The sequence below is a fragment of the Paenibacillus sp. 22594 genome, assembly GCF_052044425.1.
GTDB lineage: Bacteria > Bacillota > Bacilli > Paenibacillales > Paenibacillaceae > Paenibacillus_AQ.
In genome coordinates, this window is the sequence record NZ_JBQENA010000005.1 from 190,195 (window position 1) to 214,190 (window position 23,996).

25 protein-coding genes and 2 pseudogenes are annotated in these 23,996 nt (G+C 37.0%); 2 read left to right on the forward strand and 25 right to left on the reverse strand.

Annotation, left to right across the window (positions count from 1 at the left end):
• Positions 1–9 precede the first annotated feature (9 nt).
• Positions 10–1,278, reverse strand: coding sequence for an L-lactate MFS transporter (locus ACTJKB_RS18095; RefSeq protein WP_440835807.1), 1,269 nt, complete (start codon positions 1,276–1,278; stop codon positions 10–12).
• A gap of 218 nt (positions 1,279–1,496) precedes the next feature.
• Here ACTJKB_RS18095 and ACTJKB_RS18100 point away from each other — a divergent pair, with 218 nt between their 5' ends.
• Entirely contained in the window at positions 1,497–2,036 is a 540-nt protein-coding gene (locus tag ACTJKB_RS18100) for a PadR family transcriptional regulator (RefSeq protein ID WP_440835808.1), read from the forward strand.
• Between the two features lie 103 nt (positions 2,037–2,139).
• On the opposite strand, the gene ACTJKB_RS18105 is transcribed toward ACTJKB_RS18100, so the two are convergent.
• The 12 genes and pseudogenes from ACTJKB_RS18105 to ACTJKB_RS18160 form a co-directional block, all read right to left on the reverse strand.
• Positions 2,140–2,952: a GNAT family N-acetyltransferase gene (locus tag ACTJKB_RS18105; protein WP_440835809.1), complete on the reverse strand. Its 813-nt coding sequence runs from the start codon at positions 2,950–2,952 to the stop codon at positions 2,140–2,142.
• Positions 2,953–2,988: 36 nt separating this feature from the next.
• Positions 2,989–3,645, reverse strand: coding sequence for a DUF4085 family protein (locus ACTJKB_RS18110; RefSeq protein WP_440835810.1), 657 nt, complete (start codon positions 3,643–3,645; stop codon positions 2,989–2,991).
• Positions 3,646–3,758: 113 nt separating this feature from the next.
• Entirely contained in the window at positions 3,759–4,256 is a 498-nt protein-coding gene (locus tag ACTJKB_RS18115) for an AAA family ATPase (protein WP_440835811.1), read from the reverse strand.
• 142 nt (positions 4,257–4,398) lie between these two features.
• A complete protein-coding gene (locus ACTJKB_RS18120) occupies positions 4,399–4,896 on the reverse strand; it encodes a CHAP domain-containing protein (protein ID WP_440835812.1) in 498 nt (165 codons plus the stop codon).
• 4 nt (positions 4,897–4,900) lie between these two features.
• Positions 4,901–5,464, reverse strand: a pseudogene (locus ACTJKB_RS18125) (ATP-binding protein).
• Positions 5,465–5,514: 50 nt separating this feature from the next.
• Complete coding sequence (locus tag ACTJKB_RS18130; protein ID WP_440835813.1) at positions 5,515–6,282, reverse strand: SPL family radical SAM protein; 768 nt, start codon at positions 6,280–6,282, stop codon at positions 5,515–5,517.
• 181 nt (positions 6,283–6,463) lie between these two features.
• On the reverse strand, positions 6,464–6,916 hold the full coding sequence (locus tag ACTJKB_RS18135; protein WP_218618992.1) for a GNAT family N-acetyltransferase: 453 nt from the start codon (positions 6,914–6,916) through the stop codon (positions 6,464–6,466).
• 125 nt (positions 6,917–7,041) lie between these two features.
• The gene (locus ACTJKB_RS18140; RefSeq protein ID WP_440835814.1) at positions 7,042–8,841 is read right to left on the reverse strand and encodes an ABC transporter ATP-binding protein; all 1,800 of its coding nucleotides are present in this window, start codon (positions 8,839–8,841) and stop codon (positions 7,042–7,044) included.
• The gene (locus ACTJKB_RS18145) at positions 8,810–10,633 is read right to left on the reverse strand and encodes an ABC transporter ATP-binding protein (RefSeq protein WP_440835815.1); all 1,824 of its coding nucleotides are present in this window, start codon (positions 10,631–10,633) and stop codon (positions 8,810–8,812) included. The genes ACTJKB_RS18140 and ACTJKB_RS18145 overlap by 32 nt, the downstream gene beginning before the upstream one ends.
• Positions 10,634–11,095: 462 nt before the next feature.
• Positions 11,096–11,659 carry a GNAT family N-acetyltransferase gene (locus tag ACTJKB_RS18150; RefSeq protein WP_074107042.1) on the reverse strand — a complete coding sequence of 188 codons (564 nt, stop codon included), beginning with the start codon at positions 11,657–11,659 and terminating at the stop codon, positions 11,096–11,098.
• Between the two features lie 48 nt (positions 11,660–11,707).
• A pseudogene (locus ACTJKB_RS18155) lies at positions 11,708–11,869 on the reverse strand (NUDIX hydrolase); the annotation flags it as partial.
• Between the two features lie 32 nt (positions 11,870–11,901).
• Complete coding sequence (locus ACTJKB_RS18160; RefSeq protein ID WP_440835816.1) at positions 11,902–12,156, reverse strand: hypothetical protein; 255 nt, start codon at positions 12,154–12,156, stop codon at positions 11,902–11,904.
• Between the two features lie 1,344 nt (positions 12,157–13,500).
• Here ACTJKB_RS18160 and ACTJKB_RS18165 point away from each other — a divergent pair.
• Positions 13,501–14,376 carry a hypothetical protein gene (locus ACTJKB_RS18165; protein ID WP_440835817.1) on the forward strand — a complete coding sequence of 292 codons (876 nt, stop codon included), beginning with the start codon at positions 13,501–13,503 and terminating at the stop codon, positions 14,374–14,376.
• A gap of 211 nt (positions 14,377–14,587) precedes the next feature.
• Here the strand turns inward: ACTJKB_RS18165 and ACTJKB_RS18170 are convergent, their stop codons facing one another.
• The 12 genes from ACTJKB_RS18170 to ACTJKB_RS18225 form a co-directional block, all read right to left on the reverse strand.
• Positions 14,588–15,373, reverse strand: coding sequence for a hypothetical protein (locus ACTJKB_RS18170; RefSeq protein ID WP_440835818.1), 786 nt, complete (start codon positions 15,371–15,373; stop codon positions 14,588–14,590).
• 53 nt (positions 15,374–15,426) lie between these two features.
• Entirely contained in the window at positions 15,427–15,879 is a 453-nt protein-coding gene (gene lepB, locus ACTJKB_RS18175) for a signal peptidase I (protein ID WP_440835819.1), read from the reverse strand.
• Positions 15,880–16,292: 413 nt separating this feature from the next.
• Entirely contained in the window at positions 16,293–16,766 is a 474-nt protein-coding gene (locus ACTJKB_RS18180) for a hypothetical protein (protein WP_440835820.1), read from the reverse strand.
• 25 nt (positions 16,767–16,791) lie between these two features.
• A complete protein-coding gene (locus ACTJKB_RS18185; RefSeq protein ID WP_440835821.1) occupies positions 16,792–16,962 on the reverse strand; it encodes a hypothetical protein in 171 nt (56 codons plus the stop codon).
• A 138-nt stretch (positions 16,963–17,100) separates the two neighbouring features.
• Positions 17,101–17,502 (reverse strand): hypothetical protein, encoded by a 402-nt coding sequence (locus ACTJKB_RS18190; protein WP_440835822.1) that lies wholly within the window; start codon positions 17,500–17,502, stop codon positions 17,101–17,103.
• A 675-nt stretch (positions 17,503–18,177) separates the two neighbouring features.
• On the reverse strand, positions 18,178–18,498 hold the full coding sequence (locus ACTJKB_RS18195) for a GRAM domain-containing protein (RefSeq protein WP_440835823.1): 321 nt from the start codon (positions 18,496–18,498) through the stop codon (positions 18,178–18,180).
• A gap of 351 nt (positions 18,499–18,849) precedes the next feature.
• Positions 18,850–19,011 (reverse strand): hypothetical protein, encoded by a 162-nt coding sequence (locus ACTJKB_RS18200; protein ID WP_440835824.1) that lies wholly within the window; start codon positions 19,009–19,011, stop codon positions 18,850–18,852.
• 10 nt (positions 19,012–19,021) lie between these two features.
• Complete coding sequence (locus ACTJKB_RS18205) at positions 19,022–19,783, reverse strand: SagB/ThcOx family dehydrogenase (RefSeq protein WP_440835825.1); 762 nt, start codon at positions 19,781–19,783, stop codon at positions 19,022–19,024.
• Between the two features lie 656 nt (positions 19,784–20,439).
• Positions 20,440–21,018: a hypothetical protein gene (locus tag ACTJKB_RS18210; protein WP_440835826.1), complete on the reverse strand. Its 579-nt coding sequence runs from the start codon at positions 21,016–21,018 to the stop codon at positions 20,440–20,442.
• 767 nt (positions 21,019–21,785) lie between these two features.
• Positions 21,786–22,235: a hypothetical protein gene (locus tag ACTJKB_RS18215; protein WP_440835827.1), complete on the reverse strand. Its 450-nt coding sequence runs from the start codon at positions 22,233–22,235 to the stop codon at positions 21,786–21,788.
• Positions 22,236–22,723: 488 nt separating this feature from the next.
• Positions 22,724–23,461 (reverse strand): hypothetical protein, encoded by a 738-nt coding sequence (locus ACTJKB_RS18220; RefSeq protein WP_440835828.1) that lies wholly within the window; start codon positions 23,459–23,461, stop codon positions 22,724–22,726.
• A gap of 213 nt (positions 23,462–23,674) precedes the next feature.
• A complete protein-coding gene (locus ACTJKB_RS18225) occupies positions 23,675–23,992 on the reverse strand; it encodes a hypothetical protein (RefSeq protein ID WP_440835829.1) in 318 nt (105 codons plus the stop codon).
• Positions 23,993–23,996 lie beyond the last annotated feature (4 nt).

The window sequence follows — 23,996 nt, forward strand, 5'->3', positions numbered from 1 at the left end:
TTCTTACATTTAAATGATAGCCTTCTGATTCTTATTGGCAGCCGTCTGCTTATACTTGACAGCCCACTTATATACAAAGGTCAGGACGAATCCGGTGATTCCAAAAACAGCTGCAATGACAAAAGCTCTCTGGTAACTACCGTCTGCGCTGTACACATTCTTCATAATGGACGGACCAAAATATCCTGCGATTGCAAATCCAATGAACATAATGCCATAATTCACACTGTTATTTTTTGCACCAAACTGATCCGCAGTAAATCCGGGAAATACCCCCATCAGTGAGCCAAAGCTTAATCCGATCACCGAAATACCGATATAAAAGGTCGCCACACTGTTTTCTCCGGATAAATAAAGCAAGGTGAGTCCGATTACCGAAAAGAGAGAAGAAATTGCCAGGGTATTGATTCGACCGATTTTGTCTGAAATATAGCCTGCAATGATTCGCCCACCCGTGTTAAAAAGAGCCAATATGGAAACAGCGGTCGTAGCGGCTGCCGCAGACAGGCCAACCATTTTCTGCGCGATAGGTGAAGCTTGGGATGTACACATTAGTCCGGCAAAAGCTCCACTGATCAATAACGCGATCATTACATAAAATAGCGGATTGGCAAGCATGCCTTTCCAGTCCTTGTCATTCTTCAGCGAGCGGCCAACATGTACAGCCTTTGGTGTCCATCCTGACGGAACAAAATCAGATGGGCATTTCCCGATGAAGAAAGAAGCAGCACATATAATCACAAGAAATGCGATACCGAGTATAATGAATGCCGTTTTTACACTGGAAGTACTTATTAATCCGTTGGCAATCGGAGGGATTATCACTGAACTCAATCCATAAGCAGCCGTGGTTACACCGCCAACCAAACCCCGTTTGTCAGGAAAAAACTTAATCGAGTTGCTGATCGTGCATCCGTAAACCATTCCTGTACCAAGGCCGAGTACGATACCGTAAGCAAATACCAGAAAGCCTACAGATGTTGCAAACCCTGATAAAAGCATACCGCCTCCAAATAACAAGCCCCCTGCAAAGATTACTTTCTTGGGTCCAAATCGGTCATTGATCCACCCACCAGAAATCATCGTGATTGGCCCTACTGAATTTGTAATGGTAAAGGCAATAGCCAAATCCCCCGGTGTTAAAGTACGTCCTGTGACATTGCTCAAATACTCAGCCATTGGGGCAGCAAATACACTCCATCCGTAAATTGATCCAATACACAGATTAATAAAGCAGCTTGCAATCAGAATAATCCATCGCTTTTTCGTAAGCTCCACTGAGATTCTTCTCTCCTTCAAATTGTATTGTGAATTTATTCACACCATTTGAGTACATATTAACACAGGATTTTATTTATATCAATATAAACATGTTTGTATTTATATGTTCTAATGTACATGTTGTGCGAGTCTTGTATCACTCCTTATTACGAGCACCAAAATATGCTATACTTAACAAATCAAAAAGACGAAATGTATAGGAAGAAGAGAGCCTTATGAGAACTTTAAAGTATGCCATTTTGGGATTGCTAAATAACGAACCTATGACGGGTTATGATATTGGTAAAGAATTCAGCAAAGATTTAGGTGAATTCTGGAATGCAAAGCACAGCCAGATCTATCCGGAATTAAAAAAACTGTTTGACGAGGGACTTATCGTTTACGAAATACAAATTAGCGGAGAAATCCTGGAGAAAAAAATGTATTCGATTACGGAGGAGGGCAAAGAAGCTTTTTTGAAATGGTTAAAACAAGCAGAGCCTTTAGAACCTACTCCCAAAGATGTGTTTCGGCTTAGAATGTATTTTTCGAATCATCTGGATGTGCCAACCCGGATACACCTCTTAGAGCATCAGTTGCTTCAGCATCAGGAGCGGCTGCAACATTTACGCAAAAACAACGAACGTCACCAAAGTATTCCACCATATGATAGCGTGGATTTTGGTGATTATTTCATATTGGATGGAGCTATTTTACGTGAAACGGTAACGATACAATGGCTGGAAAACTTCATTCAATATTGCAAATCGTTGTAACAGATAAGCATACAGAAAAACCTTCCCTCATCCCGGAGGATAAAAGAAGGTATAAGTGAATCTATTCTGAGGCATGACAGCTATGAACGTATACAGAAACCCGTCAGCATAAAGTATCATGCTCATATATTTTGCTGGGGCGGCCCCAGTCAAAAAGGCTCAGTCCGATCTCCCGGAAACCATATTTTTCGTAATATCGGATATGATCTGTTGTTAAGTAGACTTTTGCAGCCCCCAACCGGCTGCCTGCCATTTTCCTTGCGTGCTGCAATAGCAACGCTCCGAAAGCTTGTCCCCGCTCGTCCTTGTCGATGAACAACGGTCCGATCCAAGGTGATAAATCTTTTCGAACCAAATATTCCTGTTCATTCAATTGATAGAAGCCGATAATCCGGTTGTTCCTTAACATTAAGAAGGTCAATGGTAAAGCGTCCGCTGTAGATAAACTTTCTTCCATTTGAGCGATCACGATGTTCTTTACGGCTGGCCAGGATTCAGATATGTATGTGATAAAGGCATCCCTATGTTCAGGGCATTCCTTAATGGATTGGATCACTGGATACCCATCTATAGATGTAATCGTTGATGTAGGGGCCGTATAAATTTTCATTTCTGTGCCATTAAATATATATCCATTCGTGAAGTAGCTCCACCCAAGCTTTTCGTAATAGCCGTCCAAATCGGTACAGAGGTACAGGTTGTCATGTCCCAGTTTCCGGGATTCCTGAAGCGCGTGTTGCAGTAGTTTGGCTCCCATCTTTTGTCCTCTAAACTCCGGTACCACATACAAACAAGCAAGCCACGGAAAAACATCTTGGCGGCTGATCAAGTCATTCCTTAGCAACGCATATGTACCGATGATTGAGCCATTTTGTACGGCAATATAAAAACGCGGCAAGCCATCCTCCGTTTTCATTCAATAATAGCTGATTCTCTGTCGTGCCGGGTCATTTCATGAAGAAATCTCGATAATAACGTTATCCGCTATGACCGTGAATTCCACTAATGGACTGTCAAATAAAACGTTAAGCTCAAACCCGGCTTCTGTAGAGTACACTTCATCGTACAGCCAGTAACTGCCTGCACTTAAGTCTGAAGGTTGTAGGCACTTCACCCCTGTAAATGTTACTTTGATATCGGTTTGATAATGGTAGCCCCCTCTACAATCCAGGTTCATGATGAAAATGTCCGTAGAAGGTATTTCGATTGAAGTTACTTTTGCATCATGTAATGACTTTTCACACAATTGAACAACCATCTCCGGGAGTGAGCCTTTGATCGACAAATAGTCCCCGCGGTATTCATTCCAAATCATGCTCATTCGCTTATCGTACTCACTTAGCCACTGTTCAGCCATTGTTCTAAGTTTGTCTGAGGGAAATTGGGAATTTATCGTTCCGTCTTGAATGTAAGGGTGAAAGGACTCTGGGAGGAATTTTAACAAATCATTTTTTCTATTCTCTAAATCGTACCTGCGTATTTCTTCAATGTCCATACCTTCAGAATGATACCAAGCCACATCTTGATCCCAATCCTGTTCCGTCTCATGGAATCTCAAAAAGCTTGTGATCTGCATTTCTTCATACCATTCCCGAGTGAAATATTTCATTCTTTATTCCCCCTATCTACAAAATCCTTCATCCTGGTTGCAATCGTTTCTTCTCTCACGAACTGGAGGGGTGTCTAATTATTAGGTATTGTCCCCCCTTTCTTTGAATCTGCTTACTTATTATTGTTTATTATTCCTTTTATTCTATCAATAAGATCTTGAATGGTTGTTTCACTTGTATCAATTATAACTGTATCCATATTCTCATATAATTTTAACCGATTGGTGCTCAAGGTTATTTGTTCTTGTGTCCTATTGTCCAGTTCCATCCTCTGTCTTAATACTTCTTCTGAACAAGTTAAACTCACCTTAACCAGTTGAAATTCTAAATCACTCATTCGCTCAAGCAAACTATTCAAGATATCCTCACGATGTAAAACCCAACTAAAAATAACATAACCAAAATTTGGATTTGTCAAAAAGTTTCTAAGCATGTATATAATATTATTCTCTACCATTCTAATATTTTCTTCATTTATAACCCAGGGGTTCATCATCCAGCACCAATCTCCATCTAACCAAATTGCATTATTCAGTGACTCAAGTAGTTCTTTACTGATTGTGGTTTTCCCAACTCCCATGGTGCCGCTTATCACTATGAATTTCTTCATCGAATACACCTTCATTATTGTATTTTTCCTCAAAATATTTCTGTATTAACGAACCCTCACTGGCAACCAAGAAGCTCCAATGATTATGCTAAAAATCGTTGTTATGTAATGTAATCTCCATCTATGGACACACTTTCAAAATCTATGCATACGTATCGCTGATTCTTATATATCCGTTTATTTGTTCCCGGGTCCTTTGAAATATGCCTGATCTATTTTTAAAATTCCCTTCTGCTGTTATTATTTTATCCTGTTCTATTCTTAATACCACTCCGATATGATCATTCGGTCCATCCCCCACAATATTATCAAATACGATAAGATCCCCTTGATCTGGGATGAACGATAGATCACTTATAGGATGATAAAAACCATATAGCTGTCCCCATTCTAACCAAGCTTCTACCCATGCAAAATTACGTGAAACCGGCTCTGGATATCGTACAGGTAACTTCAATCCTGCCTCCGTACAACAATGATATACAAATGCAGCGCACCAATCGAAACCAATATTTGGATTATCTCTTGGAAAACACCTTAGAATGGGTTCCAAATCCGGACCGTATTTATCTTCATTTCCGATCAACGGTCTTGCAGCTAATTCTTCAGCTATTTTAGCCAGAGTCTCTCTTCTGCTCATGGGTTCACCCTCCGTTTGTATATAAGGCTACTAATTTTTCAATGACTGAATGAACTTCTGTTGAATCTTTAATAACAAAAAAATAATCTGCTTCCCCCTCTGTGGGGTCAGAAATATTGTCTTGTTTGGATTCTGCATTTTGTCTGTTTAGCACTTCTACAAAATTCGAGGCCGTTCGGAATATCGCTTTACTACGAGCACTCTTATGGACACGTTCCTCCAGAATGAAATCAGGAAAATCGAAATGAACCAGTACGGTTTCAAATCCTTTATCATGAAAATACGTTAGAAGTTTGGAACGACCTATCGTATTTCAGTTTGAATTACTAAGGATGAGGTGAAGCTCTGTCATCTCTACAGCATAATCTACAATTGTATTCGTTATCGCATATTTGATTGTGTTTGGTCCCTGCGTTGGACGTAGTAATTTATAGTATGTATTGATGAATTCAGCATGGGTATCTTGATCAATTACGATTGAGTTATTCAATTGTTGTTCTAGTTCTTTAGCAAATGTTGTTTTGCCACTGTGTGTTTTACCTACAGTAATAATAGCGAGTCGCTTCAAGAATACTCCCTCCAATTCATCTGAGGCCGCGAAGAAGTTAGGTTCGCAGATTATTCAAAAACAAACTTTACCCGTTGATCTCCGCACCACTTTTCTCGTATCCCATCATAGTAAACATCTACATTATTATTTATGATTTCTTTATAAGTGCCAGCTAATTGAGGATAGTTACGTCCAATAAACTTTTCCAAAGTAGGCCCTGTGTTTTTTCCTATTCTAACTTTATCTAAAAATACGGGTATGTCCTTATCCAGAGCATGAATCATTAAATCCACATCTGTTATTCCGGGTAAAATCGGAGTGATAAATACCCAAACCTTAATCCCCATTCTATGTAGCTCATTGGCTGTCTGAATATTGCTCATCAGTGTATAATCATCAACCTTCTTCAACTGTTCCAGGTTGGATAATCCTAACAGCAAAGTGAATTTGTCTCCCATAGGTTTAACCACATCGAGGTCTCTATAAATTAGTTTTGACCCGGCTTTAGTTGTGACCATACACTTCACGTTTAACTTACTTAATTCGATCAAACATTTCCTGGTTAACTGATATTTCCGTTCAATTTCCATATAAGGATCACACTTACTTCCCAAATATACGATATCTTCTTGATTCCAGTGAATGAATTCTTTACCTAAAATATCCGCAATATTGAGTTTAACATTTAAGTTTTTATTCCAATTTTCATCTTCTAGCTGGAAACAATAGGGGCACCCGATTGTACAACCATCATACGGATCAATAATCGGTAATGTTTCTCCGTCAGGGGGATATTCATATGTCATTGCACTACTAACACATATTTCTTTAAGCATTTTCATCCATCTCCATTCGTCCGTTTATGAGACGATGGTACATGAATTTCTAAAAAAAATATAGACTTATAATAACCATTCTGTTATGATGTTGAATAAGGTCTTGAAAAAAATAGTCATACAAACCCTAAGATTCTAATGATCTTGGGGTTTTATTTTTTTGGTTTCGGCTCATTTCGCATTACAGATCAAGACTTAATCGAATCATATCCCTACATTGTATTCCGTTTTCATAAATCTCTTCCTTATAATGCCTTACAAAGAAATCCCGGTCTATTCCTGTTATCCGAAAACCGCATCTTTGATACAGCATGAGCTGATGTACACTTGAGTTTCCGGTTCCGATTTCAATAGTTTTAGCCTTTTCTTCTCTCGCCTTATCTATCGAATATACAATTAATTTCTTTCCTATCCCTATCCCCTGGTAGTCTTCCTGTACCGCGATATTTACAATTTCTATGGTTTCAGGTCGAGTCCTAATCAAAACCAAGACTCCAATTATTTCTTCGTTTATTAGAGCTACTAAGCATTGTCCTCTTCCCAAATATTCCTTAACGATTTCCTTCGACGGATCAGCAAGAAGTAATAAATCAAAGGGTATTTCTTCGCTTGAATTTAGTGGTCGGATCTTAATTTCCATGAAACCCCTCCTTTGGCACGCTTCGTGAATACAATGTTGTCTGAACTCTGCATTTTCATAATAGTCCCGACTGTGGAGCTACTGCGATCAAAAGTGTCACGTTTTCATATAACTACCTACTAATCATAATATTGTGCCTGTGCCTCCCACATCGAACTATAATCCTGTCCATTCTTCACAAGCTGGTCATGATGCCCGTACTCCACTAACTCACCTTCTTTAAAAACGGCAACCTTATCACAGAATTTACAGGAAGATAAACGATGAGAAATATAAATAACGGTATGCTTTTCTGTCATGCGGTTAAAATTAGAATAGATTTCGTATTCTGCATATGGATCAAGGGCAGCCGTGGGCTCATCCAAGATGAGAATAGGGGATTTTTTAAGCAAAGCCCTGGCCATTGCCATTTTTTGACCTTCTCCCCCTGAAAAATCCGTCCCCTCCGAATCGAATGTTTTAAGTACCTGTGTGTCTAGCCCCTTTTCTAAACCGCTGATTTTTTCTTCAAGCCCGACTTGCTTCATCATCGATAGCATTTCTTCTTCTGCATCTAAAGTAAACTTCAAGCTTAAATTATCTTTTATGGAGAAAGAAAATAATTTATAATCCTGAAAGACTACACCCAGGGTCTTCATATATTCTTCGTATTGGTATTGTTGAATGGGATATCCATTAAGCAAAATCTCACCCTGTTCGGGTTCATACAATCGGCAGAGTAATTTAATAAAAGTCGATTTTCCTGCACCATTTTGTCCGACGACAGCCAGATTCTCACCACTTTTTATCGTAAGAGACACATTTTTCAAGGAATAGACCTCACTCCCTGCATATTTAAAATAAACACCTCTGAACTCTATCTCAGCTTCTGTCAACTTCCCAATCATTCGTTCTCCACTTCTCATGGTTGCAGGAAGACTCTCGAATTCTCTGAAAACCTCGAGATACTTGCACATTTGTCGAAGTTCAACATAAGCATTAAACACCACCGATACTTGTGTAGAAAAGCTGTTGGCAGCTGCAATATACATTATGAAATCACCGATTTGAATACTTCCACTCACTACCTTAACAATCATGTAGCCATAGATCACCACCATTTGCAGTTGAAGATTAATACTCGTTAACCCCTTGTAACGCCCAACCTGTCCGTATAATTCTCCAAATCCGCGGATTGAATCCTTGTGATATGCATCTACTTTTTTCAATAAAAAAGGTGCCATTCCATACAGACGAACATCCTTCGCCATCGAAAAATCGGTTGCCAGCCTGGAGTAATAACCAAATTTACGATTTAGCGGGGCCAGTATTTTGTAGAATTTGAACTGGGTCTGCTGTGATTTCTTGAAAATATAGGTATTCAGCAAAATCATCCCAAGGATCAATAAAATAATCCCTACATTCAATGTGGAGATCAGAGCGGTCAATGCCATAAGGGATAGAGACGTTTGAAGAAGCATTCTCATGCTGGTCATCATTTTGCGTATAACATCCTGCTGCTGAATCGGTGATAATGCCTGCTCCTTCAAATCTAGAACCTTAGCATTCTCTAAGCTTTCAAAATCGAGATTCATAATATGTTTGCCGACATGAAGCTCCAAGCCATCCATTACTTGCAGATTGGCCTGTTCAATTTTTTGATCCAAATAACTCTGGAGTAACCCAAAAATGGCATTACCTACTGCCAGAATACCAACCCATAGAAGTAATTGCGTTTCCCGCGCTTCCCCCATAAGTTCGTCAATGATGTACTTGGGTGCAATAATATTGATAAAGGGAAAAAATGCACTACACAATGCAACCAATAGCATCAGAGGGATATACGTCTTAGAGTAGGAATTAACCAGCTTCCAAAAATAAACGACGACTTGAGAATCCTTCTTCAGTTCAGGGAATGGGTTCATATTCTTTATCTTCACTCCCTTTGTAATATTGTGCTTGAACCTGAAACATTTGCGCATACTTTCCATTCCGCTCTAGCAATTCTTTATGTGTGCCCCGCTCCGCAATTTCACCCCATTCCATCAACAGAATCTGATCACAGAATCGGGTACTGGACAAACGATGTGAAATATATAAGGCCGTGCGATCTCCAATCATTTCATCAAAACTCTTATATAAACTGAACTCTGCTAGAGGATCAACCGCTGCGGTGGGTTCATCTAATACAATAAGATCTCCATTTTTATATAAAGCACGGGCTAACATCATTCTCTGATTCTCTCCGCCAGACCATTCAACCCCTTCATCATCCAAAAATTTCTGCAAATGAGTGTTAATGCCGTATTTAAGTGTTGAGATTTTCGGGCCTAAACCCGCCATTTCTAGGCAATTGTGAACCTTTCCAGCATTGAATTCCCCGTTCTCCTGAAGAGAGACATTCTCAGCTACTGTAAAGGCCAGCACTCGAATTTCTTGAAATACAGTAGACCATAAATCCCAGTACGCACTTTGAGAGAAGCGCTGAATATTGATTCCATTCAGTGTAATCTCTCCGCTGTCCGGTTCGTACAATCTGCAGAGCAGCTTGATTAATGTTGTTTTCCCTGCTCCATTATGACCTACAATGGCAAGCCTCTGGTGAGCAGGGATTATAAATGATAAATTTTCGAATACTAGCCGGCCGCTGTTAGGATAACCGAAGGAAACATTTTTAAATTCTATGGTGTAGGGTCCTGACGGAATCGGCAGCCTGTCCCCTTTCTCCTCTCTCTTAGTAGGTTCAAGAAAACTGCGCAGTTCCTGTATGTACAGATTCTGTGTCCGCAAATGGGCAATATCTTTTATCGTTCCCCGGAGAACAGATGAGAAACCCGCTACAGCTCCGGTGTACATAGCAAAATCACCTACCGTTATCCTGTGATGGACATATAGGTAGGCTAAATAACTGTATACACTTCCCTCCCTGGCGAAACGAATGATGACGTCCAATACATCACTCTGAAAATAACGCTTGCTTATGTTGTACTGAAGTGTCCTTCTCTTATCGGTAACTGCCTGGAATAGAGAAACAAAGTGCTTGTTTAACGAATAAATTCGAATCTCCTTCCCGTAAGCAAAGTCCTGCATCACATCCCAATAATAACGTTTTTCACGGTCCAGCACTGATTGTCGTTGTTCTTGCTCATATTCATATTTCTTTGCCCGTAGTGAAAAAAAATATGAACCTGCAACCGATCCGATTAAAAAGAGAATAATCCACATCCCTAGCCTGGAAATTACTGTGAAGTATCCAGAAAGAGCAATAATCCCCCCCAGTAACGAAAATAACGTATGGAATAAACCCTGAAAACCATTCTCTACGCTTTGCAGAGATCTCTTAGCCTGTTCCATTTGATTGAGGAATACCGGATCTTCCGTATTTTTGAAATCCGCATTCAGATTTTGCGCGGTATGTGCATGCAACTGACTAAATACAACTTTCATCAGTTGGGTTTGACCTATATTTTGCAGATAGGCAGTTAAAAAACCAATGGTACTTGATAAAACAAACATGAGTGCAATTAGTAATATAAAACGAAGGGGTCTTTGCTTTCCCATTAATTCATCGAGAATGAGTTTAGGAAACAATAGCAGAATAAAGGGCTGAAGAGCAGTAAGCAGAGTGACTATCGAATAATAGATAACCGAAAGCTTACTATGAATCCACGCTGTTGAAAGAACATATCGTATGCTGGACCCAGTGGAAGATTGGAAACTTGTTTTGAGCATTGTCACGCTCCTCTTATTCACTCACTTACAAAAATCTTTATTTATACTCCACCTTTACACAAAGTTATGTAATATAAATATTTCTTGTATATATTCTAACAATGTTATTATTTGGTAACTATATGAATTTATTAGGACTCATAAGATTATTTAATGGTAATTCAATGAACAGAAACCTTTAGCAGACAAAATAAAAAAGGGCTGCCCGATAAGCCATGAAATGGCTTTGGAACAGCACCTCTAAAATAACCCTTTCTTACACTTTTGGTTTTCTACAATATCTTTCCGTGGTTTATTAACTTTGCTTATTAGAAATTTCATCTAACGTTCTTTCATTCACGAACCCGAGAACTTTAAGTGAGCGCAGCGAACGGGGGAAGACTTAGGCCTTCAGGGGTAATCGTCTGATTCTACCTCTTGGCTTCTTATCTCCGGGCGATCCAGTGCCACAAGGCTATTGTCCTAGCCCAGATTACATATGTCATTCAGATAGTCTTTCTTAAGCAAGGCATATATCACAACATCCACAAACCGGTTCCCCCAAAAATAATGTTCCTTCAATACCCCTTCTTCACAAAACCCCTTTTTCTCAAGCACCTTCCTTGAACTCAAATTCTCCGGCTCTACAAATGCTTCGATTCTGTTCAATCTAAGTTCGTTAAATCCGAATTCAATGATCTTTTGATTCGCCTCGGTCATAATACCTTTACGCCAATATTCAGGAGTGAGTTCATATCCAATTTCAGCTTTAGAATGTTTTTTCATCCAACCATGAAATCCACAGGTTCCAATGACTCTGTGATCTGACTTCAAAGTTATTCCCCAGCGAAAGCCTTGATTTTCTTCGAATTTTTGATTCCAGCGCCCAATTAATGCTTCTGCTTGATTGATAGTAGTAAAACTCTCCAAATCATAAAACTTCGTAACCTCATCCAAAGAGAAATATTGAAAAACTTCCCTGGCATCGTCTTGTTTAAGTTGTCTGAGTATTAATCTTTCTGTTTCTAATATAGGAAATTGAGACATCTTCTTCTCCCTTCAGGATTTGGGCCATTTCCGCTAACGTTACCCTCAAATTTCTCCACCAATTGGTTTCGCTAAAAATAAGGTGTTACAGATTGAATTCTCTACGTTTTTAAAAATCCCGCAGAATTTGATAATTTCTACATCGATTCCTGATTCCTCTTTGGTTTCTCTTATTGCAACTTGAGTAAGGGACTCCCCTTCTTGGACCTTAGTCAGTTATAATTCATTCTTATCATTGAGGGTTATGAATAAAATCCACCGTCATTTATGTATTCATTGGTCTCGTGAAAATGTTGATAAATCTTACTAAATGCTCTATTTGCTTTATGTTGATTGAAGCCTTCACTAATACATGGTTTAAGGATCTTAACCACTTCACTCATTGGGGTATCCCCTTTTATCTCTCCAGAAAGCAGTTTAAACAAATCTAATTCGAAGATACCTTCATAATTTTCTGAACAATCACCATAATGATATGTTGCCTTAGTATCTTTCACTTCAAATAATTTGAACAATACACAAAACCCCATTTTTCACCTTCTTTTAGCAGTAATTGGTTATTACTGTTTTTAGAATCACATGATTATATTAGGTAAGAGAGGATCTTTAAATGGGTTCTCAATCATGATACTTAGTGTTACCTGTAAAATGATACTGACGATAATAAATATAAAAATAGATCTTGTCATGTCCTCCTTTCCCTTATTATATTGACTTTGTATTATTATTTGGCTAGTAACTATATTCAGAATTATCATTAGTCCACATATAAGAAGATGACCGATTCCAGTTAAGAATCCCTTAGTATAAAACTCAGCAAACAAAAGATGAAATAATTCTAGAATTAATAAAGGTAAAATTATTGAACAAAAAATTGATACCACGATTAAGAGAAAGTGTATCCTTGTCTTCATGTATGGACTCCTTTTTATGGCAATGGTTCTATTATCATGCATACTCAGTTGGATTTGCATCACATTTCCCCTCCAGTATATCAGCCATTCAAAATATTGGGAATTAAAAAGACATTGGAGTTAGGGATTGAAATACAGGTCAACAGTTCACCATCCTTGGAGAACGTATGCAGCACCGCATTCCTTTCAATTGATCGGCTAGATAGGTAGGAAACTGATCGCTGCCCTCTTCATTGCTCGATGCCGCCTGCGGCACTATGCCGAGTGCAAGCAAATAGTCAGTAGCGGCCGGGAACAACGAGATAATGTGCTTGGGCTCACCTTTAATGACGGTTTCTCCCCATGCATGTTTTATTATACTCGGAATTGATTTTATGCTGAGAGACGGGTGTACAGTAGATTTCGAAACATTGGAAATTCCAATTACAAAATAAGCCAAGTGACAAGCCTTTTGGACGGCTATCGCTTGGCTTATATTTACTTTTAGTCGTTCTGTCGTTGATTCCTGATCACTTCGTTCAAGCTCCAGAAGCTACTCTTCGTGTTTTTTTGTTACAGTTCACCGCGCTACATTCCTTTCTTTTTTGTAGAATAAATGTAACTATAGGGGATCTGGCGAGATACAGGGGATTCGTGTATAATATCAAATACTTATAGTAAAATATTCCTGAATGAAATCACGTATTTTTTTGCGGAACCGAATCTTCACATTGATTTTATGGTTAACATATTGGCAACGTGTAGGTTTGACGTTAAAGTTGGATATCTCCTGAATTTTGATGAATGAATTTTCACAACAAAGGGGATTGGAAGAATGGAAAAAGAGAAGGTGTGGTTATGAAAACCATAAAGCAATATACTAAGGGACTAAACGAGACTCATAATCTGTTAACAACCGAACTTAATAAAATATAAAGGATGAAAAAAATGAAAAACAGAATTTTGTTTTTGATTTGTATAGTTATCTTATTACCAATGTTGAGCACTAACCAGGTTCAAGCTACGAATACAAAAGTTTATTTAGAATTATCGAAAGGCGTTACATACTATGGCGAAGTAAAGGATGGAAAACCCAACGGAAAAGGGTCCATGGACTGGGGAGGCAAAAGTTATTCGGGTGACTGGATAGATGGAAAAAGGTCGGGTCAAGGATACTATAAGTTCAACGAAATCGTTGATACTGATACAACGAGAACAATAACTTATAACGGTTCTTGGAAAAATGATAAAAAACACGGTAAGGGCCTGTTAAAGGAAATTACATTGGGCGAATATGGCCCATCGCTAGTTCAACAAGGTACATTTAACAATAATGAGTTTATAAATGGTTATGAAGCACGATTTTTTTTAGGGTACTACGATTTTGATTATATTGACCAGAAACAGTCAGTCGGTTTCGGTACTAACAGTAAAGAACTAGCTAGAAAATTATTAAGTGGGAACTTTATTGGAGAGCAAGCATCTAATATTCATATTTACAAGAAGACTGGTAAGTATTATGAAGGATACTCGTTTGCATATGAACCAGAGTCTTCTGGTTCTAACTATTCTATAGGTACGTATGAAAAGGTAACAGAAAATGGATCAACCTACTTTGTATTAAGATCTGGAGTTTATAATTCAGGTAGTGATGGGGATGATTTTTATACACAAGAAACATACAAGGATGGAAAAATTGTCAAGAAAAAATCCATTTACCAACCTGATGAGTACTATGCTACTCTTGATAAAAATCTAAAAAATAAATTGAAAGAAATGAAGCCCTATTTAAAAGGGTTCTCAAATGCTATGAGGGAACTTTAATTATTGCAAAAGGACTAATTAGGACGTGTATGCAAACTGTAACTCCGTTTCGATTTTGATCGAGATTTGTATTTCCTTCACGTCCTTTCAAAATACCTTGCTGAACTGGCTCCTTCTGCCGAAACGGCGGAAGGGGCTTTTTTCTTCATGGATAATCACCTCAGTTATAATAGCTTCGATCAATAAATTCATTTCTTTAAAATGTTCATCCTTACATGTTTTCTAAGTTGAATTCCTTCAGCCTGATCAATGCTTTTTTACCCCGATTTCCTTTTTTCGTTGTTGTATTTCCTTTTTTCGTTGTTGTATTTCCTTTTTCGTCAGTTCTTCGCTGGATGAATTCTCCGGTCAATAGATTGATATCATCTTCGTCAGATTTATCGATTGTCGTTGTTCCTGTAAAGTAACTTCCCATCGTTGCTCCTATTAAAAACCAATCTTTAGCTTGGTACCTAAATCTATATTTATTGTACCATCTCCAATTGCTTCCCCCGTAATCGCTAACAAGGACAGAACCACGATCAATGATTAGACTATCAAAAGGGTCGCCCCATACTCCACCCTCATCAGCATTCAAAATGACATTATCGGCTATTATTGATACGGAATATGTATTATTTTTACCGCCAAATGCGATTAATAGTGATCTCGGAGACGCCGTTTGATCAACCACGTTTTTCTCAATTACTGTTGCAATGTCTTGAATACTATCTTTATTTAAATCACCTTCTGCGATAACTGGCTCTCCTTGAATGAGTTCTAAAATATTCCATCCTTCTGGAATTATTGATTTTATAGCTTCTTCCACTTCTAATGCTTCTTTGTCTGTATCTGGAGATATTGATGGAGTTGTTTCTGGGAGTATTGGTTTGTTTGAGGGTATCGAGCTACTTTCGGTTTCCTGTTCAATTGTCGGAATGTGTGGATCCTCTTTACATCCAACTATAAAACTTAAAAGTGCAACGACACTAACAGAAGTAATTATTAATTTCTTCATCGAGTTACATTACTCCATTTCTTAAAGATTTGGCATCTTCGATTTTCAATCAATTATTCTATGATCTTCCCAACAATTTGTTCTTTACTAATCGTGCCGAAAATTCTGCTATCCAAACTGTCGTTATAATTATCTCCAATTACAAAATATTGATTTGCTCCTATCTCGTATTCACCAACATTGGAGTTGTCGACCATTTTAACGGGTAATTCGACTTGATCATCATTAATTAGTATCTTGTCTTTCATTACTTTTATCTTTTCGTTTGATAACCCTACAACTCGTTTAACATACTTTTTATTTTTCTCATCTACATAAAAGCAAACAAGCTCATTACGTTTTACTTCATGCTGATTATAATAATCTGTATCTAACTTAACAATTTGACCATCCTTAAATGTCGGCTCCATAGAAGGACCCATTATCTCCATTTTTTTATAGTTTGTACTTTCACTACAAGCGCTAATGACCACAAAACCTAATAATGCTATTATGCATTTCTTCATATTTACCGCCTTTTCTTGAGTTTCTTAAACAATAATTATTTGCCATACCAAGAGTTCAGGAAGGATTGGTTTCAGCTATTTAGAGGTTGCTGCTTAAGTAGATTTACTCGTTCATAATCGCTTTTCTCTTGAGGTATTAATTGTTGAATTTTACTAGGGGATTGAATATTTATGTTGGATTATTCACAAACGGTGCATAATCCCTTTGGAAGGATAATACCAAAAAAGCCAGTGTCGAACTTTACCATATATTGTGTTTATAATAATTCCCCCCTTCGTTTGTTGTGTTCTTGTGTCCTGTTAGAATTAAGAAATGTTGTTGCCTTGCTTACTGCGAACCAAGAGCCCTAAGGTCCGCAGCGTAAATACGGTGTTATATGATATATCTGCCTGCTTGAACTGCTGGCATATGTCTATATGGTGTCATTATAAATGTTCTTCATGTATTTTTGATCCCCATAACGAATCTCTTTTGGATAATCTTCGCTATTGATCTCCAACTTCAGTAAATCATCATCACTCTCTTTTATTTTACTTTTTATCTCTGCCCTTGAGTGTATATTATTAAGTATATTCCTTATCCATTTATCATATTTCACCTCACAGCGAACTCCTAATTTCACCATGTTATGCTGATCAGTAAAGTCGTTAAACAAATCTATTAATATAAAACTATCCTTATCATCTTTCGTAAAAAATACAAAAACATCTCCCTTTCCTGCCCTACAAGGTCCTTCTCCATAGGATATATACTGGTCATATAATTCCATAATATTAAATCTTATATTTAGTTGTCTCATTAATTCTTCTAAACAAAATACCTCATCTGTATCATCTATCAAATCAAAAAATGGTAGATAAAAAGAAAATTCAATGTATCTCTTCATTCTTAATTCCTTTCATTATTATTAATTAATGTTCAACATTACTGATATTATTACGAAGCACTTCAACATCTATATCATCGGTCAATGGTCCATCTTTAGATGATCTAATAGAGGTTCGTGTATCCTCATCTTCTCGATATTTGTAAGAAAAGGTGATTTCATAGACAGGATAATCAAATAAAAAATGCTTACCCACAGCCTCACTTTTAGCTACAAATTCAGCTTGTGATAACTCCCTTTCTTCTACCCAATCAATAAAGACAGAATAAGTGAAACTACCACTTGAACCATCGTTATGAACGTAGCGGATATTTTGGGTCCCGAACTTTTCAAGTTAGCTTTCTTCATCGAGTGGGAATAAATCAATAGCGGACACCGTGGCGCTAGGAATGATTTCCTGCACATTTTTAGTAAATTGTCTTTCAGCATCTGCTCTCAAAGCCCAACTCAACAAGTCATCATCTCTTATGCCATCAAACATATTTAAATCCACATAAAATTTAATGTTCATTCCATTGTTGACAGTATAAACAGGAACACTATACCAACCGTCAAAGATAGTATTAAAAATACTTTGGCTTGGCCAACCGACTTTCATATTCATTTTATTATATTTATTATCTATATAATGTACGGCTTGTTGACGGGCAATCAAATAGAAAACTAAGTGAACAATTATTATTACTAATATAATTATCGAGAATACGCTTATAGTTTTTGTTGTTCTATTTTTCATATAGCTCCCCGCCATTTCATAGTATCAGACCAAAAGCCATTAGGTATCAGGTTCCTTCCTGATATATTTGCGTATTTTTCCTCCTTCAGTATATCAACCATTCTAAATAAAGCTCGAATACTTCGCGCTCGCGATGCGTCAACAGGAATTTGCTGTGATGTTCGTCCCTCTCAATAGTGTTATGCCCATATGTTTACCCGTGTTTTCAAGTCCCTTTATATCCCTCGAAATCTACTGAAATAGACGTCAGTACTGGGTTCTCCCCCTTGTTATAAATATTTGCACGTTTAGCACCAAAATTAACAACAAAAAATAAAGGGGAACTAGAGGCTAATAGAGAAGCAAATTCTAAAACTTTAATTATAATACATAAAGGTTTTCCAGGTTTAGTTCATGATCTAATAGAAGGCGAAAGAGACTACTTCAGTGACATACAAATAGAAAGTAGTCATTTAGTTTCCATAATTATTTTTTTAACACAGCGCCTCGTTTAAAAGCTGAGTCTCCCCCACAAAAAAATTGAAGTGTCAAGAAACCCTATTTTTATTTTTATGAATTTTAATACACGCCAATTTTTTATAACGTTCTTAAATTACACGAGGGATCGAATGGCCCGAAGCGTGAATATGGTGATTTATCAGATGTACCACCTCTTCAACTAAACTTACATGTGTCTTAAACATTCATTTTGATTTTTGTATCTTTTATAAGCTCTATTAACTTCGCTCTATTCCAAATAACGAATTTGTGCTCTTGACCATTTTTAATACTTATTCTCATTCCGTTCGGAACTACTAATAATGTATTCCGTTTTTCAATATTAACGATTTCTTGGATACTAATTTCAAGTGGTTTCGATTGGATATTAAAACTGTGAGGCTTAAAGATTACTCTTTCATTGGTTATATATAACCTACCGCCTACCGCTTCTATCCCCCTGAATAAGTTCGCTGGTACATGTTCCATAATGAAATATTCTGTTGATTTTAATTCCATTGGTTTAATGCCCCTTCTAGAAAATTTTTATTTTACTCTTTTATTATTTTTTTTGTGATATTTCCGATTTGTGTATCTACGAACCCGGGAGGTTTAAAAACTTCCGGATCGCCAGACTTAGCCTCGCAGGGTTATTAACTTCTATGACCAAGGGCCGAACGGCCCGCAGCGTGAATATGGGTTATATGACGTACTTTCTACTTGACTACTCTAATAATCTGTCCAAAACTCAATATGTTTGATTACTTCATTTCCAATTTCCTTATATTCTCTTCAGTTTTATCTCTCCAATTTTCCTACTCCAGTATATCAACCATTCTAAATGTTGGGAATTAAAAAGAACCCTCAAGGTTATTCAGCCTCAAAGGTTCCAATGCTTTTGGAGTCATTTATTAAGCTGTCACCGTATTCAGAAATCTGCTTAGAACGGCTCAGCCACAGGCTGCCGGCATCGTCCTTGGTTCGGAAGCCTGAACAACATTTGCCCCCCAGTCTTGGACACGTTCTACCCATTCGCGAGTGGCTATTCCCGTTTCTTCCCAACTGCACCGAGATAAATCACAAATTCTTCATCCCCGTCTAATTCTAAGATCTCATCAATCAACTTTTGATCATAGATTCCAATGGCGCAAGCACCTGCACCGATAGATTCACTGGCTAAATAAAGGTTTTGACATACATGTCCAACATCAATGAGGATTTTTTTGTGAGCTGAAATATCATACTTCCATTCGGAGCGATAGGGAGTTGTACTCCATGCAAACAGTACAGAGGCCTTTTTTGCAAAGTTAGGGACAAATGGCTGATCCAAAGTAATCGCATCAATCTTCTGTTCAATTTTTTCTAATACAAACATGAATAAGAGCTTATGTTCTACAGGAAGGTATCTGTAGATTCCTTGCTCAATGCCTTCTACCCGCATAATAAACAAATAGGTTTCAAATGTATGTGTCGCCCCACTGCATGGTACAGTTCGTAGCGTAAGTCCGTTCTTATTCATACCGGTAATCCCTTGGGTAGCCCATAATAAATAGGATAACTCATTCAGACTTAAAATCTCCTCAGAATAAAACCTTGTACTTCTTCTTTGATCCATAATATCAAAAATGTTTTCTTTGCACACAACGTCTTTGCTGATCTTTGGCAAATCAATAATTAGCGATTTCGGATCAAAGGATTTAACAATTGGCGGTTGTGCAAGTCCTTTGATCTTATCTGTTTTTATATGTTTGAATTCATGAAAATGGGATTTCAGAAAGTGCCTTTGTTGTTCGTATCTTTTCATAACTGATCCTCTTGAATTACCTTTTATAGCTTTAATTTATCATGTCATAAAAAATAGAAGGTGATCGAACGCACTATTCAGTTGTTTTGGGTGAGCAAACTACAAAAAAACCTCCCCTCACCCCTAAGGGTAAAAGAAGGCATAATGCATCGCTTCTGTAGCACCGCAGCTATACTCTTCAGTTGTTTCCGCTTTCCCTAAAGCTGCTGCAGACCATGGATTTCCAGGACCGCCGCATAAATCTGCAATTATTCATGGTCCTTAGTTTTTGACTTTAGATCATTTAATGACCGCTGAAGATCATCCATCTTTCTTAGTCCAGAATATTGATTTCCAATAATTCCAGCCAATCCAATTACCAAGATAACTATAAGGAGTAAAGTCATTTCGTTATCTCCTTTCATTTTCAAAAGTTGATCTCTTGAACCACTTCCTGACCTATTACCTTCTGACGATCCAAGGGCCGAATAGCCCGCAGCGTGAATGTGTTTTTACGCGATGCCCTAGCCTCCTTCGAGTCAACTATTAATCGAACTTCCAACCTTGTATTATTGGAACTTCCACCTTGCCCTCAGCAAAATAGTATTTATTGATCCATATTCTTCTGTTCTGATTTCCGATTATTCTGAATTCCCCACCATCTTCACTTCCGTTAATTAATTACGTGCAATATTCCTTATAATTAATTCTGGTGAAGAATTCGTAGAGTTCCAGTCAAAATGAGAATGGCCTGAATACGAAGTAGCAAGATAACAACAACTATGAACTAGCATTTCAAAACCAAGTTGTGATGAATTTATGATTGCCATATCTTTACCTGATTTTATTCTAAGTTGTTCATCATACTTCCAATGTTCCCATGCCTCCCATATTTTTTCATCATGTGTGCTCAGCAAGGGAATTCTATAATTATCCGTTCTAAAGAACCTTAATGATGACCTGATTTTCTTTAAGTCTTTCTGAGTAAAAGGATTAATTGCACCATTGAATATAAATAAGTCTGTATCTACTGTATCTTTTCTTTCTAAATAGATTAGATCATGACTTCTCATAGAATGTTGAAATAAACTTGCCAATAAGAACATTTCACCACTATCAGCTGCGTCTATTAAAAGAATATGTCCTAGCTCATCCCTTACTTTAATGTTTATATCGTTTTGCTTTAATATAACAGTCGTAATAACTTTGGAGCTCAATCTACTTGTTACTCGCTTTATAAGAACTGATCTAGACATTTATCAGGTCTCCAATATCTTTTTGATTTAAGCTGATTTCCCTATAATGTTGTTGTATTCACGACGTCCCACCAACTTAAGTCTCTGCAGGGGACACTATTGAATAACTTTTAATTTCCTTAGATCCATTTAAAAAACGTTTTATGATTCACTTCAATATTGTTGTTCCTCGCCCATTCTATTAAGGTATTTATTTCCTTATTGGTGTTACTAAATTTAAAACATAAACCTATTGGGACAATTCTATTCCTCTTTGGTTTAATTCCGATTATGCCATTACGTTCAATATTTATTTGGCTTATTTCACTGGCTTCAAGTTGATAGTTTTTGATAATTAATACTTTACCTTCGAGTTGCAATAGCTTGGGTTTAAGAAATCTCCTTGTAACAGCTGCAGTAATAATTAGTAGATAGACAATACTAAAAGCCAAATAAAGTAGTTTATTGGATCTATCGCTTGTAACAATGATATTAAGAATACATAATAAAGTCAGGATCGACATGCCGATAATTAACCTAATATTTAAAGGATATCTTATATTTATTTTCATTTATTTCCCTTTCAAGATAATGTTCTATATTCACGATGCCTGGCGCATGACCGATGCTTGAAAATATATTTATTAGCTCTTGCCTTCTCAATTATTTCCTTAAGCAAGCTCTCTTTATTAATTGAAGTACTATATGGTGCAGACCCAGAGCCGAATGGCCCGCAGTGTGAATATATCGTTATACAAAGGGAGTCTTGAGATACCCTCAAATCATGGTCACTTAAATAATTTCTTTATATTCCTCAAATCTTGTTCGAATTTATTTAAATATTCCCGGTCGTATTCAAATGATCCGCTCAATATTGTTTCACTTAATTTATTATTCAAGTACTTCGTTCTCTTAATTGTGTAATTAATTATAAATAAATCTTTTCTAATACTAATCATTGATAATTTAAATTCTTCAGGACTCATTGAACCTAAGCTCAAATTACCTTCTCTGCTATTCATCGTTTCTTTGAGGCTATTATAAAATTCCTCAAGTATATTCTTTTCTATCCAAATTTCAATTGAACCTGTAAATGAATGATCAATGACATCTACTAAAAATGAAATTGATGGATATCTTTCAGTTTCAATGTCAATGAAAGTGAACTGCAAACTAGACCTACGATCTAAAGAAAACAAAATAAAATCAAAATCATTAATGAGCTTTCTTGTGGTCATTAATCTTCACTCCCTTATTAATTCCATGCTTCGTCCTTTTGTATAACGTTCATGTATTTACGAAACCTCACTGGCTTTAGGGGCAAGCAACGATTTCCCACGGACTTAGAGTACAGGGTTGTCTGCTGACTCTGCTTCCCCGAAAACCCTCTTGCAGACCAAGGACCCGTCAAGGGCCGCAGCGTGAATACGATGTTATAAGATGGGGCAACCTTCGTCAAATTAACCCCACAAAGGGTACTCATATTTTCATATTCTTTATTCCAAATTACTAAAATACCCATATTTGGTCTTCAGGTAAGTATTCATCACAAAGTAATTTACCATTAAGCATTGCCCCATATCTTTTCTTCATAGATTTCGTCCCTTTATTTTATAATTATTTACAAGGTTTGCTGTCCTTTCCTATAACGTCTGTGTATTCATGAAACCCGTAGGGGTTGTTCGCTGATCCCGCTTCCTTGAATCCCTCTGTGCACCGAAGGCCTTTAGGCCTGATGCGTGAATGTGTTGTTATCGGGTGCTACAGCCTTCCTTGAGTCAGATAAACTTAATTCCTCTTCAGCTCTTAACTCTATAATATATTGAATCCATAAGTAGCTAACTACAAGACATGAAGCAACGACTGTAAATTGTTCAAAATCCCTTAATTTAAAAAGTGCCAACGTTGAAGCAATGGCGATATATTGAGCGACCTTTATTTTAATTTTTTGCAAACTAACTTTTGAATTAACTATGTGATAGGAAAACCATAGTATCGATGTTATGGAAATGAGTACATAAGCAAGAACTACTACGTTATTTATTATGAAGTTATAGGCACTGTTGAATTGAAATATTCTAATTAACATTGGTATACCTAGTAGAGGAAAAAACAAGAAATATGAAAAAAATGCAACAAAGAGTACATATCCCTTATTATTAAATTTTTTAGAACTTTCTTCTATGGCTTCCTTACGACCAAACAGAATATATTTTTTTACTGAGTCACCCTTATAGAACATGTATGGAATTAAACAATAGATTAAAGTTCCCATTAAAAAAGTCGTTTGTTTTATAAATAAATCAAACCCAATAAATTCGTCAACTTTCATTCCAATAACTCCAAAAAGAATTAGCGTACAAAATATAAACTGGAATCCGCTCATTCCCCATTTAAATGGTTGTCTTAAAAAAAGATCAATTTTTGATAATGTGAAAAAGAAACATCTAATGATTCTTAACATGACTTTTCTCCTATTATCTGTAATTTTCGATACGTTGTTATATTCACGAACACTCACCGACTTAAAGGTCAAAGGCCTGAGTACGTAGCGCTTAGTCAGTGCAGGGTTTCCGTTTATTCACTTCTCCGATGTTCCTCTTGTAGACCAAGGGACCGACAGGTTCCGATGGTGAATGCTTTGTTATATGATGTCGGCGACTTCCTCGAAATATATTCACCAAATCGCAATTCCAACCTTATCTTTTTCTTTAAGTACTACCTTTATCATTTCCAAGGCATTTCTTACTCTAAATTCAATAAAATCTTTATCATAAATTGTATGTAGTTTTATAATATCTAAGTTATCAAACAAAATAAGTAATTCGCTTCTCAGCTTTTCTATTTCTCCATCAAATACAATAATATCTCTACTTTTTAAAGAATATATTAGCTCACATCCAAGTTCTCTGATTAAATCAATTCCCCATAAATTTTTTCTGCATGACTCGAAACCAAATAAATTATTGTGTGGCGCTGGTATCTGCTCTTCCAAAAAA